15 protein-coding genes and 1 tRNA gene are annotated in these 13,341 nt (G+C 66.0%); 5 read left to right on the top strand and 11 right to left on the bottom strand.

Annotated elements, in window-relative coordinates:
- Positions 1-40: 40 nt before the first annotated feature.
- The 4 genes from ACFONC_RS13180 to ACFONC_RS13195 all read right to left on the bottom strand — a co-directional run bounded on the left by ACFONC_RS13180 (position 41) and on the right by ACFONC_RS13195 (position 3,235).
- Positions 41-1,831, bottom strand: coding sequence for an acyl-CoA dehydrogenase C-terminal domain-containing protein (locus ACFONC_RS13180; protein ID WP_386744815.1), 1,791 nt, complete (start codon positions 1,829-1,831; stop codon positions 41-43).
- A 63-nt stretch (positions 1,832-1,894) separates the two neighbouring features.
- The gene (locus ACFONC_RS13185; RefSeq protein ID WP_386744816.1) at positions 1,895-2,377 is read right to left on the bottom strand and encodes an NDR1/HIN1-like protein; all 483 of its coding nucleotides are present in this window, start codon (positions 2,375-2,377) and stop codon (positions 1,895-1,897) included.
- A 149-nt stretch (positions 2,378-2,526) separates the two neighbouring features.
- The gene (locus ACFONC_RS13190) at positions 2,527-2,808 is read right to left on the bottom strand and encodes a hypothetical protein (RefSeq protein WP_386744818.1); all 282 of its coding nucleotides are present in this window, start codon (positions 2,806-2,808) and stop codon (positions 2,527-2,529) included.
- A gap of 163 nt (positions 2,809-2,971) precedes the next feature.
- Positions 2,972-3,235 (bottom strand): hypothetical protein, encoded by a 264-nt coding sequence (locus tag ACFONC_RS13195; RefSeq protein WP_386744820.1) that lies wholly within the window; start codon positions 3,233-3,235, stop codon positions 2,972-2,974.
- Between the two features lie 553 nt (positions 3,236-3,788).
- Here ACFONC_RS13195 and ACFONC_RS13200 point away from each other — a divergent pair.
- On the top strand, positions 3,789-4,550 hold the full coding sequence (locus ACFONC_RS13200; protein WP_386744822.1) for a hypothetical protein: 762 nt from the start codon (positions 3,789-3,791) through the stop codon (positions 4,548-4,550).
- Positions 4,543-4,953 (top strand): hypothetical protein, encoded by a 411-nt coding sequence (locus ACFONC_RS13205; protein ID WP_386744824.1) that lies wholly within the window; start codon positions 4,543-4,545, stop codon positions 4,951-4,953. The genes ACFONC_RS13200 and ACFONC_RS13205 overlap by 8 nt, the downstream gene beginning before the upstream one ends.
- 473 nt (positions 4,954-5,426) lie before the next feature.
- Here ACFONC_RS13205 and ACFONC_RS13210 read toward each other — a convergent pair whose 3' ends face one another.
- From ACFONC_RS13210 to ACFONC_RS13220, 3 genes are all read right to left on the bottom strand, one after another.
- Entirely contained in the window at positions 5,427-5,888 is a 462-nt protein-coding gene (locus ACFONC_RS13210) for a DUF4236 domain-containing protein (protein WP_386744825.1), read from the bottom strand.
- A gap of 550 nt (positions 5,889-6,438) precedes the next feature.
- Positions 6,439-6,870 (bottom strand): Panacea domain-containing protein, encoded by a 432-nt coding sequence (locus ACFONC_RS13215; protein ID WP_386744827.1) that lies wholly within the window; start codon positions 6,868-6,870, stop codon positions 6,439-6,441.
- Positions 6,871-7,103: 233 nt separating this feature from the next.
- Positions 7,104-7,179: transfer RNA gene (locus tag ACFONC_RS13220), tRNA-Phe, on the bottom strand.
- Between the two features lie 173 nt (positions 7,180-7,352).
- Here ACFONC_RS13220 and ACFONC_RS13225 point away from each other — a divergent pair.
- A complete protein-coding gene (locus tag ACFONC_RS13225; RefSeq protein WP_386744828.1) occupies positions 7,353-7,796 on the top strand; it encodes a DUF6491 family protein in 444 nt (147 codons plus the stop codon).
- Here the strand turns inward: ACFONC_RS13225 and ACFONC_RS13230 are convergent.
- The 4 genes from ACFONC_RS13230 to ftsY all read right to left on the bottom strand — a co-directional run bounded on the left by ACFONC_RS13230 (position 7,769) and on the right by ftsY (position 12,103).
- Positions 7,769-8,047: an oxidative damage protection protein gene (locus tag ACFONC_RS13230; RefSeq protein WP_386744830.1), complete on the bottom strand. Its 279-nt coding sequence runs from the start codon at positions 8,045-8,047 to the stop codon at positions 7,769-7,771. The two genes, ACFONC_RS13225 and ACFONC_RS13230, sit on opposite strands and share 28 nt — an antisense overlap.
- A complete protein-coding gene (gene mutY / locus ACFONC_RS13235; RefSeq protein ID WP_386744831.1) occupies positions 8,044-9,129 on the bottom strand; it encodes an A/G-specific adenine glycosylase in 1,086 nt (361 codons plus the stop codon). The genes ACFONC_RS13230 and mutY overlap by 4 nt, the downstream gene beginning before the upstream one ends.
- The gene (locus tag ACFONC_RS13240) at positions 9,126-10,373 is read right to left on the bottom strand and encodes a hypothetical protein (RefSeq protein WP_386744832.1); all 1,248 of its coding nucleotides are present in this window, start codon (positions 10,371-10,373) and stop codon (positions 9,126-9,128) included. Before ACFONC_RS13240 ends, mutY begins: the two co-directional genes overlap by 4 nt.
- A gap of 455 nt (positions 10,374-10,828) precedes the next feature.
- A complete protein-coding gene (ftsY, locus tag ACFONC_RS13245) occupies positions 10,829-12,103 on the bottom strand; it encodes a signal recognition particle-docking protein FtsY (RefSeq protein ID WP_386744834.1) in 1,275 nt (424 codons plus the stop codon).
- Positions 12,104-12,191: 88 nt separating this feature from the next.
- On the opposite strand from ftsY, the gene rsmD reads away from it, so the two are divergent.
- Together rsmD and coaD are read left to right on the top strand one after the other, a co-directional pair.
- Positions 12,192-12,833 (top strand): 16S rRNA (guanine(966)-N(2))-methyltransferase RsmD, encoded by a 642-nt coding sequence (gene rsmD / locus ACFONC_RS13250; protein ID WP_386744836.1) that lies wholly within the window; start codon positions 12,192-12,194, stop codon positions 12,831-12,833.
- Positions 12,830-13,333 carry a pantetheine-phosphate adenylyltransferase gene (coaD, locus tag ACFONC_RS13255; protein WP_386744838.1) on the top strand — a complete coding sequence of 168 codons (504 nt, stop codon included), beginning with the start codon at positions 12,830-12,832 and terminating at the stop codon, positions 13,331-13,333. The genes rsmD and coaD overlap by 4 nt, the downstream gene beginning before the upstream one ends.
- Positions 13,334-13,341 lie beyond the last annotated feature (8 nt).

Genomic DNA, 13,341 nt, shown 5'->3' on the forward strand with positions numbered 1-13,341 from the left:
CGCTTCGAAGATCAAGAGCCGTCGGGGGCGGGACCCCGACCTACGAGTCGAAGTGGTTGGCGTCCATCGCCATCAGCGGCGCGGCACCGCTCTCGATCGCGGCCTTGTGCACCAACGTGCGCGGCAGGATGCGGGTGAAGTAGAAGCGCGCGGTCTCGCGCTTGGCGTCCTTGAATGCCTGCGGTTGCGACGACGCATCCGCGGCCGCGACGCTGCGCGCCCACCAGTAGGCCAGTGCCATGTAGCCCGAATAGAACAGGTAGTCGTACGCCGCGGCGCCGATCTCGTCGGCGTCGGCCATCGCGCGCTTGCCGATCGCCTGCGTCAGCGCCTGCCACTCGCCGGCACTGGCGCGCAGCGGTTCGACGAACTCGCGCAGCCCTTCGTCGTTCTCATACGCCTTGCAGAACGCCTCGACAATGCCGAGGAACACCCGCAGCCCCGCGCCCTGCAGCTGCATGGTCTTGCGCCCCATCAGGTCCAGCGCCTGGATGCCGGTGGTGCCTTCGTACAGCGTGGTGATGCGGGCGTCGCGCGCGAGCTGCTCCATGCCGTGCTCGGCGATGTAGCCGTGGCCGCCGAAGCACTGCAGCGCGTGGTAGGTGCACTCCACGCCCCACTCGGTGAGGCAGGCCTTGGTGATCGGGGTGAGGAAGCCGAGCAGGGCATCGGCCTGCGTGCGTTCCTCCGCATCGCCGGACGCGGCAATGACGTCCACCAGCGATGCGGCGTGGTAGCCGAGCAGGCGGCCGCCTTCCACCAGCGCCTTCTGCGTCAGCAGCATGCGGCGCACGTCGGGGTGGACGATGATCGGATCGGCCGGCTTGTCGGGGAACTTCGTGCCGCTGAGCGAGCGCATCTGCAGGCGCTCGCGGGAATAGCGCAGTGCGTTCTGGTACGCGCGGTCCGCCAGGCCCAGGCCCTGCAGGCCGACGGCCAGGCGCGCGGTGTTCATCATGGTGAACATCGCCATCAGGCCCTTGTTGGGTTCGCCGATCAGCCAGCCCTGCGCGTCGTCGAAATTCATCACGCAGGTCGCCGAGCCGTGGATGCCCATCTTGTGCTCGAGCGCGCCGCAGCGCACGCCGTTGCGTTCGCCGACGTTGCCGTCGCGGTCCATGCGCAGCTTGGGCACGATGAACATCGAGATGCCCTTGCTGCCGGCCGGTGCGTCGGGCAGGCGCGCTAGCACCAGGTGCACGATGTTGTCGGTGAAGTCGTGCTCGCCGGCGGTGATGAAGATCTTGGTGCCGCTGATCGCATGGCTGCCGTCGTCCCGTGGCACGGCGCGGGTCCGCAGCAGGCCCAGGTCGGTGCCGCAGTGCGGCTCGGTCAGGCACATGGTGCCGGTCCAGCGGCCGTCGACCAGCGGCTTGAGGAACACCTCCTGCTGCCAGGCCTGTCCGTGGTGCAGCAGCGCCTCGGTGGCGCCGTGCGAGAGCAGCGGGAAGTTGCCCCAGGCCAGGTTGGCCGCGTCGATCATTTCCTTCAGCGGGATCGCCGCCAGGTGCGGCATGCCCTGGCCGCCGAACTCGACCGGCGACGCCAGCCCCGACCAGCCGCCGTCCACGAACTGCGCGTACGCCTCCTTGAACCCCGGCGGCGTGGTGACAGCGCCGGTGGCCTTGTCATAGCTGCAGCCGACCTCGTCGCCGACGCGGTTGAGCGGTGCGAGCACCGTCTCGGTGAAGCGCGCGGATTCCTCGAGCACCGCATCGACGATGTCGCGCGTGGCCTCGTTGAAGCCCAGCCGCGCGAACAGCGCCTCGGCGCCGAGGACCTCGTGGAGGGCGAAGCGGATGTCTTGCAGCGGGGCGTTGTAGGTGCTCATGCGGCGTCGGTGTCCCGAAGTCGGAAGAAGAAGGGTTGGGTGCCGGCCTCGCGCCGGCGCGCCTCAGCGCAGCACGCCGGGCAACCCGGGTACCGGGTTCAGGCCGCTGGTGCGCTTGATGTCGTAGCTGCGCGCGCCACTGCCTTCCGGCACGACCCGCAGCGTGCCTTCGAGCGAGTAGCCGATGCCGCGGTTGCCGCCGAGCGCATCGGCGATGGCGATGCGTGCGACGGAAGTGGGCGCGTGTTCCAGGGTGACCACGTCGGCCGACTCCGGCCCGATCGAGATGCCGGCGTTGCCCTGCAGGGTGCCGGCCTCGTGCTCGCCGAGCTTCACCTCAAGGCTGATCGCCTCGAAGCGCATCGGGATGCTGCTGTAGTTCTGCAGCCGCAGGTCCACCGACCAGCTGCCGTCCGCACGCACCGTCAGCTGCTGGATGCTGGCGCTCGGCTCGGACACGCGCCGCACCGGGCCGCTGCTGCAGGCGGCGAGCAGCAGCGCCGCCGTCGCGGCGAGGAAAAGAAGCGATGACCAGTGCCGACGCATGCCCGGGCCCCTGTTGCACGGAAGAACACTGAAAATACCACGGCGTATGGGGCCGGGGCGAAGGCGTGCGCCGCACTTATTGGTGGGAGGCCGGCTGACAGGGACCGGTGTTGCGCAACGGCAAGACGGAGCCGGGAGCCGAAAGCCGCTTAGTCGGCGTCCGGCACCTTGTCGTTGTTGGCGTAGCCCGACTCACCGGTGTCGCGCACGGCTTCCTTCGTGCGACGGCCCTGACGCTGGTCGCGGCTGCTCACGTGCGCGTCCTGCCCCTGGCCGCTGCGCTTGTCGTCCGGCGACGGCGTGACCACGGCATGGTTGCCACGCCGCGCCGGATCCCCGTGCCGGCCTTCCGGCCCGGGTTCGCTCTTGCGATCCCGATCCGCGCCGGGCGTCGGCTCGCGGTCGGTGTCCACCTTCTGCTTGTCGGCCATGGTTCCGCTCCCGGAAACTTTCGCCGATCGTGCACCGGGATGCGTGACGGACGGGCGAATGAGGAATCTCGGCGTGGCGGCCGATCCGACACGGTGTCAGCGCCGGAAACGAGAAACGGCCTTTTCGGCCCCGATACCGTAAGTTTCAACCGTGTCGCAGCATCTAGACCGTTTGAATAGTTACGTAGTGCGCGTCTATGTATTGGCGTGCCTCTGCGAACCCCGTCCCTGCCGGCCACTCGATATTCAGAATGACGTACTCGCCATCGCCATCGCTTCCGACATCGGCCGTGGTCCAGTCGTACTGAACTGCGACTCCGTCTTGTTGTGCATCCTCGAGGCTCGCGAGCACACGCAGCTCTAGTGCAACGGGATGGGTTGCCCCTTGGGGGGTAGTGTCGTTTGAACGGAAGGTGTAGATGGGCATGGGTGCGCCTTGAGGATCCGTACTGCATCAGAGCCCACGCTGGCCGATGTCGCGTGAGACAGATTTGGGCAACGCCGAGAAAAATTCCTAAGGGGTCGGTCGCCGACAATTCGCGCGAGGAGAACCGGACAGGGAGGGTAGGCACTCAGTGGGCCGGTGTACGCGGCTTTGCAGGCCGCTGCGTAACCACTTTGCCACCGCTCCGAGCGGCCGGATGCCTACTCCATGTCAGTGACACACGATCTCAGCGACGTTGAGAACGGATCCTAGCTTGCCCTACCCGGACTCATTACACTCCCGAGGCGCTCGGCCGGAGGCGAAGCGTAGGCGCCAACCGAAGGGCCATCTTTAAGCTGGGGTCGCGCCACTTTGGCGCACTCTGCGACTAAAATGCCGACCTGCCGCGTGGACTCGGTCAGAAATCTTCTTATGGTTCGGCCCCTGAGGCTGGTCCGGAATGTGACTAAATTCACGTTGCGTTATTCAGAATTGGTGTTTTTATCTGTTGTACCTGCTGCGGAAGCATCGGGCCATCCCTTTCGAGGCAACGCTCATGGCTGCTGGCGTACCCGCCACTATCGCCTCCTCTCTAATCGATCGTCTCAACTCCCTTCGCGCAAAGCATGTCGATGCGCGAGGCAATGAGCTAGACCAGATTCGCTTTAGCGTGCGCGGCCTGAAGAAGGCGCGGTACGAGTCTTATCTGTCCGTCAGCAGCATGATAGCCGCACTCGCCGGCGACGTGGACGAAGTGCGAACAATCGCAAGTGAACTACAAGCGAAGAATTACGAGTTCACGGATATGTTGAATGTCCTGATTTCGCTTTCCACTACTCGATGCAAGGCTGAAACAGTGGAGATTGCAAAGGACTTGATCCAGCATGTGGAAACGCTTGCGGACGCCACGTTCATCACGGATTGTGTCTTAGCGTCTGGCGCGTTCGACTCAGTACACGATGTCGCTGCGATTCATGCGGAGCAACACGGGCTGGAGCTTGCCGAGTACGAGGATGTAAGAGTTGTCGACGGGCTCCGGCGCCAAGAGGTCGATGAGCTGCAATACGATGGATTTTTGACTGCGTCTCGGAACGCGCTGAGTAGCCTCGGATGGCCGACCGCGCCAGTCCTCATTGGTGAATCGATGCTGGAGGATGAAGCCGTTCCGGTTGCCCGCTTCCTCATTGATTCGGAAGCAGATGTAGCACTCGATGTGGAGGATGCGTTCATGGATGAGCTCATCAGATCCAATGATCCAATATTTACGAAGGGAAAGATGGTCTGTTCGATCTCGATTGGGGGTGCTTGGGATGATTGACCCAAGCGCGCTTATTGCGTTTGCCGAACAGCAACAACTGAATCCTGGCGCGGCCCGTAGAGCAGCCATTAGTCGCGCTTACTATGCAGCGTTTCATGCTCTACAAGATTGTATCCGCCCAATGATTGCGGCCGGCGATTGTGGAGCGCATGGATGCGTGAAGCACGCCAAGGTTTTGCATAGCCTCCGTTACTGGGTGGATATCCATCCAAACCAGCAGAAGGCAATGCAGCATGGTGCGGATGCGATCAAAGCATGGCATTCGATCAGCGCAGTTAAAGAAGCGCGTGAGCGTGCCGATTATTTGCTCGGTTCAGGCGGTGAGTTCACACCGAAGCAAGCGGTTGACTTCGTCGGAAAGGCTAAGCGGGTGGTTTCATTGGCCCGTAAGATGAGTCAGTAATCGCCTCTGAGGTACTTCGTCGAGCTACTTCAGTCGAGATTTCTCGGAACCTTTGGCGTCCCCAGCCCGCAAGAATTTGAACAATTGCCCGCCAGCCTAGTGCCTAGTGGTTGCCGAAGGGGAGGGCGTGATGCTGCCATTCCAGTGGCAGACTTCATCGCCTGCGACTTGGTGGAAAGTATGCTCAGCGGCGGTCCTCGAAAGGTGACTGACCAGCCTTCTTCCGCGCGTTGAACGAGGATCATCCTGCTTTTCATTGCCGGCACCCTGAAGTTGGAAGGTGCCCCGGCCAAGCTTCACGACTTGCTCAATGTCGCAGCCTATTTCCGTTGCTGAGCGGCATCCCTACCGGATGCATAGACCGTGCTGCCGGGGGCACGGATAGATTGCTGGGGCCCCCTGGCCCTGTCAGTCGGCGTATTCCCCGTTGCGGGGTAGGGGTTTTCCTACGGAGCGGCGACGTAGCTCAGCACTCAGCCGTTCCCGGACTTCGAACCTCGGATGATCTCGCCTAAGGTGCGATCCCCTGGCTCAACTACGGTCGTGTTTGGGAGGCGTGGCACCTGTTCCGTGAAGTCCTGCGCCCCCATTCGCCTGTATTCCAGGTAGTCACTGGCCGTGAGTGCACACCACCGCGCGCCTGCCCAGAGCGCGCATGCCAAGATGACGATCGCTCGGAAGACCATGATCGTCAGGACAGCGGTCACAGTCACTATGGCCATCACCGCCAAAGCAACGATCGCGCCTTGACCGCCCTTGCCCCAGCCTTGGCGAAAAGTCAGCCCCGGAATCCCGGAGCGGATGCTCAAGCCCGTGGACCCGATCGAGCCGTATCGGCCTCGAAAGCTGGAGCCGATCCCGGACTTGCTCACGTTGAGTCCTAAGCCTTTGCCGAGGTTGAGGCGGCGTTGGAAGCGAAAGCCCATCGGATTCATCTCAGTTAGCGCGATGCCCTTCGGTCTCGACTCTGGCAGTTCTGTGATGTTGCAGTGTCGCCAGGCGAGCAGTGGCGGCCTTAAGTGGATGTGGGACAAACGTCGTGGCCAGGGTCGTACCAGAGTATCTGGAGAACGCGGCCGAGCTTAACGCCCCAGAGTCTGCCTCTACCACTAAACCGCAAAGAAAACAGGCTATCCAGATCCCTCTTCCGTAGCTCGTTGAGGCGATGTCTCGCGTCTAGGCAAAGGTCCTCAATTGGTACTGAGTGACTATTGTTGCCGGTGGTCCTGCCGCCGGAAGCACGAAGAATCTCAGCCCAAGTCATCGATTCAAAATTTGAGAGCTTGGTATGAATCTCGTCGAGAAGCGTCGCGCGGTCGACGCCATCCCAGCCCCAAGGGCCATCCAGATCGATTTGTCCGAGTTGCCAGCATGGAGTTTGAGAGTGCGAGGCTTCAGGATCTAGCCCAACCCGCGGCCGCTTCTGAGTCGCTGGGGCATCGCGGAACTTTGGTGTTTTCGACCTTTTACTCATTCTCTCTCTTGTTAGAGCGAAGAGTAGTAGTTCAACATCGACTCACGAGAGATTTCAGAGCTGCAGTTTGCCCCCTCAGGTACACCAGCGCGCGCGAGCTTCCAAGGGTCCTCTACGTGTGTGAGATCACTAAGCCACTGTGGAGTTTTGTCACCGTAAACCGACAGAACGCCCTCGACGGTTTCGCGTTGATCCTGATTAAGCTGATTCGGATCGCCGGAGATGTCTTCGCGCGCTACCCTATAAGCGCCGCGGTGGCTTTGGAAAAGCTCGGGACATACAGGCCCATTTGCCCAAGCCTGAATCTGGCTATCGAACAGAACATCCCCATCCCACACGAGAGACCAAGCTTGTGAGTAATACACAAGCTTCTGAAGCTTCATCGTCGACATTGAGCCTGCGCGCTCGAGGATGAACGCCGCGACATCATGCACAGTAGCCATAACTCCCCCAAGGGCTCTGCCGCCCGCGAGTGTACCTACTCAATCGTGACAAGTAACGCGTGAGCCGATCATGAGCGGCCGCTGCCGCCGGCCAGCATCCGACAGGAGAGAAGGGGTTGGGTGCTACCCCGGTGCTACCCCGGCCTTCGCGGTCAGCGGCGATAGGCGGAAAGAAAAACGCCTCGCTCAGGCTGAAACCTCAAGTGGGGCGCGGAGTTACACGCAATGCGAACTGGTGGCCGGGGAGGGAATCGAACCCCCGACACGGGGATTTTCAATCCCCTGCTCTACCAACTGAGCTACCCGGCCGGAACGCTTCGGCGCTGGGCCGTGCGAGGGCGGAATGATACGGGGCGCGGGGGCGGGCGGCAAGCCAATCCGCACCGGCGCTGAACGGGCGGGGCGCGTTTGACCCGGCCGTGAGTGAGCGGGGCGCATCATTGGCCCCACACATGCCAATCGCACCCGCGACAGGAGCCGCCATGAAAGCCTTCACCGCCCTCGCATCGCTGCTGCTGGCCGTCTCGGCTTCGGCCTGCGCCAGCACCGGCATGAGCGATTCCGACAAGCTGGCCACCTATCGTGCGCACGCCGGGGAGCCGGTGACCAGCTTCCGCTACTTCGGCAGCATCAACGGCTGGACGCCGCTGGGTGACGAAGCCGTCGCCGTATGGACCAGGCCCTCCGAAGCCTGGCTGCTCGAGCTCACGGGCCCGTGCCCGGACATCGAGTACGCGCCGATGATCGGCGTGACCAGCCAGTCCAACCGGGTCAGCGCGAAATTCGACAAGGTCATCGCGCAGGGCGGAGGGGCGACGATGCAGTTCCCCTGCAGGATCGAGACGATCCGCCCGCTCGACGTCAAGGCGATCAAGCAGGCCGAGAAGACCGCGCGCGATCAGCCGGTGGAGTCGTCCGGCACGTAGCCGGCGGGCTTTTCCGCGCCGCCGCCGAACAGGAACTTCTCCATCTCGGTTTCGAGGAAGGCGCGGTGCTTCGGGTCCAGCGGCGAGAGCCGGTTCTCGTTGATCAGCATGGTCTGGTGTGCCAGCCACGCTGCCCAACCGGCCTTGCCGACGTTGGCGAACACGCGCTTGCCCAGTTCGCCGGGCCAGGGCACGAAATCCAGGCCTTCGGCTTCCTTGTTCTCGTACTGGCAATGCACCGTGCGCGTCATGTCGATGGATCCTCGTGGTCGTGCCCGGGCTGCGCTTCGAGCAGCGTCCTGATCGGGGCCGGGATGCCGAGTGCGGCGAGGGCGTCGCGCGCTACCCAGCGAAGGTCTTCATTGTCTCGCACGAAGGCGCGCGGTGCGACTTCGCGCCAGCGCAGTGGCAGCAGCGTCAGCCGGTAGTGGGTGAAGCCGTGGGCGATCGCGTCCAGCGGTTCGCCACGGTCGTAGTCGCCGTCCAGGTGCGCGTCGAACCATTCGCGCGCGTCCTCGTGCGTATCGGCTTCGGGCAGGGACCACAGCGCGGCCCAGACACCGGTGGCCGCGCGTCGCTGCAGCAGCACGCGGCCGCTCGCGTCGTGCAGCAGCAGTACGTGCGCGCTGCGTTCGGGCAGCGGTTTGCCGGGCTTGGGCGTGGGCAGCGTGGCGACGCGGCCAGTCGCCAGCGCGACGCAATCATCTTGCAGCGGGCACAGCGCGCAGGCCGGGTCGTGGCGGGTGCACAGGGTGGCGCCGAAATCCATCTGCGCCTGGGTGTAGTCGGCAAGGCGTTGCGACGGCAGTTGCGACTGCGCGATTTCCCACAGCGTCTTTTCCACTTTCGGCAGGCCGGGCCAGCCTTCGACGCCGTGGTGGCGGCACAGCACGCGCTTGACGTTGCCGTCGAGGATCGCGAAGCGGTCGCCCCAGGCCTGCGCCAGGATCGCGCCGGCGGTGCTGCGGCCGATGCCGGGCAGGGCGAGCAGGGCGTCGAAGTCGCGCGGCAGATCGCCGTCGTGGCGTTCGACGCAGGCGCGCGCGGCGGCATGCAGGTTGCGTGCGCGGGCGTAGTAGCCGAGGCCCGACCACAGCGCGAGCACGTCGTCCAGCGGCGCCGCGGCCAGCGCTGGCACGTCGGGCAGCGCGGCGATGAAGCGTTCGAAGTACGGCACCACCACGCGCACCTGGGTCTGCTGCAGCATGATCTCCGACAGCCACACGCGATAGGGCGAGCGCGGGTGCTGCCAGGGCAGGTCGTGGCGGCCGGAGATGTCGAACCATGCTAGCAGCCGGGTGGCGAACGCGTCGTCGGGGCGAGGGGTTTTCATGGTGACTTGCCGCTAGGCAGCGACGGGTCCTCGATCACGACCTCGACGCCTTCGAGCTGCGCGCCGGAGATTTCCAGCCGCGGTGTGGACAGGTGGCCGGACAGCGGCGGCAGCGGCGAACCGTCCGCGGTGGACGAAACCCAGGCCGTGACGTCGGGCAGGCGGAAGCGTGCGTCGAAGCGGGTGTCGTCGCGCCGCAGCTGCAGCGATGCGGCATCGGACAAATTCGCGCTGCCCAGGTAGCGCAGCGTGAACGGCAGCGGCGTGTCCGATGCACCTATCGGTGGCGGCAGCGCCGGCCAAGCGTCGGGCCAATCTGCGAGGCGGCCATCGAGGTCGAGCAGCAGGCGTTTGCCGTAGGCGAGCGCGCCGTCGGCGTCCAGGTTCGGCACCATGCCGTTGCCGCGCAGTGCGATGCCCGCGGGAGCCAGTGCGAGTGTGCCGCCGCGCAGCAGCAGCGGTGAGGTGATGGCGAATGCGAACGGCAGTTGTAGATCTCCGGATTCGTAGCGGCCGGCAGCGCGCGCGCGCAAGCGTTCGCTGCGGGTGCCGTCTTCGCCGAAGTGCAGCGGTGCGGAAAGATGCAGCCTGGCCGGCAGGCGCCAGCTGCCGGAAGACGCAGTCAGCGGGCCGACGATGGCGATACCGGCGTCGTTGGCAGGCTGCGTCATTGCGATGGCCAGGTCGAAGCGCACCGCAAGATCGCCCGACGTGACGCGCCCGCCGGCACGGCCGCGCACGCGCTGGTCCGGATTGAACCGCGGCAGCGACAGCGCCAGGCGGTCGACGTTCCAGCCGTCGCCGTCGATGCGCCCGTCGACGACCTGCAGTCCGTCGCTGAGGGTGGGCATGCGCGACTCTCCCGGCGGGCGCGAGGCCAGCCAGTGCTGCAAGGCCGGCAGGTCAAGCACCGGCGAGTCGAGTTCTATCCGGATGATGTCCAGTTGCGCGCCGCGGCTGCGCACCGTCGACCACGGCACCGAGACGTACACGCGTTCGGCGCGCAGCAGTGGCTTGTCCGCGCCGGGTTCGCGTGCGACCACGTCGCGGACGACCAGTACCGGCGCGCCGCGCAGGTGGTATTCGCTGCTGCCGGTTGCGGTGATTTCCAGGCCGAGTGCGTCGCCGAGCGTGTCGAGCACGAAGCCGGTTACGCGCTGTGGCTGCAGGAGCAGGTGCAGGGCGAGGGCGAGCAGCAGGAGTACGGCGGCTGTGGCGAGCAGCAGTTTGGCGGGCTTACGCATCTCTCGCCCCGTCGTCGCGCCGCCGCGGGATCCGTCGTAGGGCGGGTCTTGACCCGCCTGCTGTTCGGTGGAGATCAAAGACAAAAGCTTTCGCGCCGTGACGGCGCGAGCCACCTTTCTTTGCTTGTGCAAAGAAACCTGGCGCAAAGAAACACACCCCGCCTGCGCGCCCGACGCTTCGCGTCGGGTCCGCGGAGCCGGCGGGATTTTTCGAAGGGGCATCCTGCCCCTGCGAAAAACGCCGCACATCCCTGTGCGGCGCCCTGCGGGTCTTGTCCGCCGGCTCCGCCGCTACGGAGGGGACCCGGAGATCAAGATCAACGGCAACGGCAGGATCAAGAGCTTGAAGGGTTTGTGGGAGCGGCTTGAGCCGCGAGCCTTTTGCAAAAGGTCGCCGCGAAGTCAAAAGCCCGCGGCTGAAGCCGCTCCCACAGGGTGGCGGTGGCGCCGCCACGCTAGGCGTTGCCAAGCTCATCGGGCAGCAGCGCGTCGACGAAGGCTTCGGCGTCGAACACGCGCAGGTCTTCCGGGCGTTCGCCGATGCCGGCGTAGCGGATCGGGATGCCGAATTCACGCGCCAGCGCGAACACCACGCCGCCCTTGGCGCTGCCGTCGAGCTTGGTGACCACCAGGCCGGTGACACCGGCGGCGGCGTGGAACTGGCGCAGCTGCGACAGTGCGTTCTGCCCGGTGGTGCCGTCGATCACCATCAGCACTTCGTGCGGCGCCGTCGGGTCGAGCTTGCCGAGCACGCGCTTGATCTTGCCCAGTTCGGCCATCAGGCCCTGCTGGGTATGCAGGCGGCCGGCGGTGTCGGCGATCAGTACGTCGACGCCGCGCGCCTTCGCCGCCTGCAGTGCATCGAACGCCACCGACGCGGCGTCGGCGTTCTGGCCCTGGGCGACCACGGCCACGCCGTTGCGTTCGCCCCAGGCCTGCAGTTGCGCCACGGCGGCGGCGCGGAAGGTGTCGCCGGCGGCGAGCATCAGGCCGTGGCCCTCGTCCTTGTAGCGGCGCGCCAGTTTGCCGATGGTGGTGGTCTTGCCGACGCCGTTGACGCCGACGGTGAGGATGACGAACGGCCTGGTGGCGGTGTCGATCACCAGCGGTTTGGCGACCGGTTCGAGCAGCGCGACCAGTTCGGCCCGCAATGCCGCGAGCAGCGCGCGGGCATCGGCGAATTCGCGCGCCTTCATGCGCTTGCGCAGGTGTTCGACCAGTCCGGTGGTGGCAGTGACGCCGACGTCGGCGGTGATCAGCGCGGTCTCGATTTCGTCGAGCAGGTCGTCGTCGAGCTTCGGGTTGCGCGAGAACAGGCCGCCGAGCCCGCGCGAGAAGCCGCTGCCGCGCAGGCGCTCGCGCCAGCCCGGTTTGCCGGGCGCGGCGGCGGGTTTGTCCTGCGCGTTGCTGGAAAGCGGTGGTGTCGCTGCAACCGGCGCGGGCGCCACCGTTTCCGCGGGCGTGGGATCGTCAAGGACAGCAGCGCCTGCGCCCGCGCCGGTGGCTTCGGGCTCGGTTGCGGGAGCCTCGTCGGCCCTGGCTTCGTTTTCAGCGCCGGTTCCGGCGTCGGCCGCGGCACGTTCGTCGTCGTTGCCATCGGCACCGGCAGCGCTCGGCGCCTTCGGGAACGCCGCCGCCAAGGCTTCGATGTCGAGGCTGCCCTTGCGGGTATCGCCGGACTCCCCGGCTGCCGCATCCTTGTCCTTCTTGCGGCGGAAAAAACTGACCATTTGTCGCCAATGCGGTGGGGGAATGCATTTGTCCGCGCGGGCGCGGAAAATGGCCGATCATGGTAGCACCGCACCCCGAAGCGACGGCATGAAACCAGGCACCGCGAAGGCAGCGCCACGCGGCCGCGAAGGCAGCGTGCGCATCATCGGCGGACGCTGGCGCGGCACCCGCCTGCCGGTGCCCGACCGCCCGGGCCTGCGGCCCACGTCCGACCGCGCGCGCGAAACCCTGTTCAACTGGCTGCAGCCGGTGCTGCCGGGTGCGCGGGTGCTGGACCTGTTCGCCGGCAGCGGCGCGCTTGGCCTGGAGGCGCTGTCGCGCGGCGCCCGCGAGGCGCTGCTGGTCGAACGCGACCCCGGGCTGGTCGAATCGCTCCGGGCCACGGTCGAGCGCCTCCACGCCGGCGACGAGGCCCGGCCGGTGCGCGCCGACGCTTCGACCCTGCTGCGCACACCGCTGCAGGGCAAATTCGACATCGTTTTCGTCGATCCGCCGTTCGACGACGACCTGTGGGCCACGGTGCTGGCCGCGCTGCCGCCGTGGCTTGCCGAAGACGCCTGGCTGTACCTCGAATCGCCGGCCGGCCGCGCCGTGGAACCGGGCCCGGGCTGGCGTCTGCACCGCGAAAGCCGCAGCCGTGACGCGCGGCACGCCCTGTACCGTCGATCCGGCGGGGGCGCTGCTACACTGGCGCGGCCTCCCGACGACAGCGCGACGAGCACTCCATGAGCGTGGCCCGCAACCGCATCGCCGTCTATCCCGGCACCTTCGATCCGATCACCAGCGGCCACGTCGACCTGGTCGATCGCGCCGCGCCCTTGTTCGAGCGCCTGGTCGTCGGCGTGGCCGAGAGCCCGGCCAAGCGCCCGGCGCTGCAGCTGCAGCTGCGCGTGGACCTGGCCCGCGACGCGCTGGCGCACCACGGCAACGTCGAAGTCCGCGGCTTCGATTCGCTGCTGGCGCATTTCGTCGAGGAAGTCGGTGGCGGAATCCTGCTGCGCGGGCTGCGCGCGGTGTCGGACTTCGAGTATGAATTCCAGCTGGCGAGCATGAACCGGCACCTGATTCCCGACGTCGAGACGCTGTTCCTGACGCCCGCCGAGCAGTACGGCTTCATTTCGTCGTCGCTGGTGCGCGAGATCTCGCGCCTCGGCGGCGATGTCTCGGCCTTCGTGCCTGCGGCCGTGGACAAGGCGCTGCAGGCCGAGTGGCGGCGGACCGACGCATGAGTACCCAC

This window comes from Luteimonas soli, from assembly GCF_042648865.1.
Lineage (GTDB): Bacteria > Pseudomonadota > Gammaproteobacteria > Xanthomonadales > Xanthomonadaceae > Luteimonas > Luteimonas soli.

Excerpts from the sequence above, each read along its gene's own strand:
- rsmD (WP_386744836.1), top strand. The coding sequence starts at position 12,192 with ATGAAACCAGGCACCGCGAAGGCAGCGCCACGCGGCCGCGAAGGCAGC.
- ACFONC_RS13240 (WP_386744832.1), bottom strand. The coding sequence starts at position 10,373 with ATGCGTAAGCCCGCCAAACTGCTGCTCGCCACAGCCGCCGTACTCCTG.
- ACFONC_RS13210 (WP_386744825.1), bottom strand. The coding sequence starts at position 5,888 with ATGAATCCGATGGGCTTTCGCTTCCAACGCCGCCTCAACCTCGGCAAA.
- ftsY (WP_386744834.1), bottom strand. The coding sequence starts at position 12,103 with ATGGTCAGTTTTTTCCGCCGCAAGAAGGACAAGGATGCGGCAGCCGGG.
- mutY (WP_386744831.1), bottom strand. The coding sequence starts at position 9,129 with ATGAAAACCCCTCGCCCCGACGACGCGTTCGCCACCCGGCTGCTAGCA.
- ACFONC_RS13215 (WP_386744827.1), bottom strand. The coding sequence starts at position 6,870 with ATGGCTACTGTGCATGATGTCGCGGCGTTCATCCTCGAGCGCGCAGGC.
- ACFONC_RS13185 (WP_386744816.1), bottom strand. The coding sequence starts at position 2,377 with ATGCGTCGGCACTGGTCATCGCTTCTTTTCCTCGCCGCGACGGCGGCG.
- coaD (WP_386744838.1), top strand. The coding sequence starts at position 12,830 with ATGAGCGTGGCCCGCAACCGCATCGCCGTCTATCCCGGCACCTTCGAT.
- ACFONC_RS13200 (WP_386744822.1), top strand. The coding sequence starts at position 3,789 with ATGGCTGCTGGCGTACCCGCCACTATCGCCTCCTCTCTAATCGATCGT.
- ACFONC_RS13190 (WP_386744818.1), bottom strand. The coding sequence starts at position 2,808 with ATGGCCGACAAGCAGAAGGTGGACACCGACCGCGAGCCGACGCCCGGC.
- ACFONC_RS13205 (WP_386744824.1), top strand. The coding sequence starts at position 4,543 with ATGATTGACCCAAGCGCGCTTATTGCGTTTGCCGAACAGCAACAACTG.
- ACFONC_RS13230 (WP_386744830.1), bottom strand. The coding sequence starts at position 8,047 with ATGACGCGCACGGTGCATTGCCAGTACGAGAACAAGGAAGCCGAAGGC.
- ACFONC_RS13180 (WP_386744815.1), bottom strand. The coding sequence starts at position 1,831 with ATGAGCACCTACAACGCCCCGCTGCAAGACATCCGCTTCGCCCTCCAC.
- ACFONC_RS13225 (WP_386744828.1), top strand. The coding sequence starts at position 7,353 with ATGAAAGCCTTCACCGCCCTCGCATCGCTGCTGCTGGCCGTCTCGGCT.
- ACFONC_RS13195 (WP_386744820.1), bottom strand. The coding sequence starts at position 3,235 with ATGCCCATCTACACCTTCCGTTCAAACGACACTACCCCCCAAGGGGCA.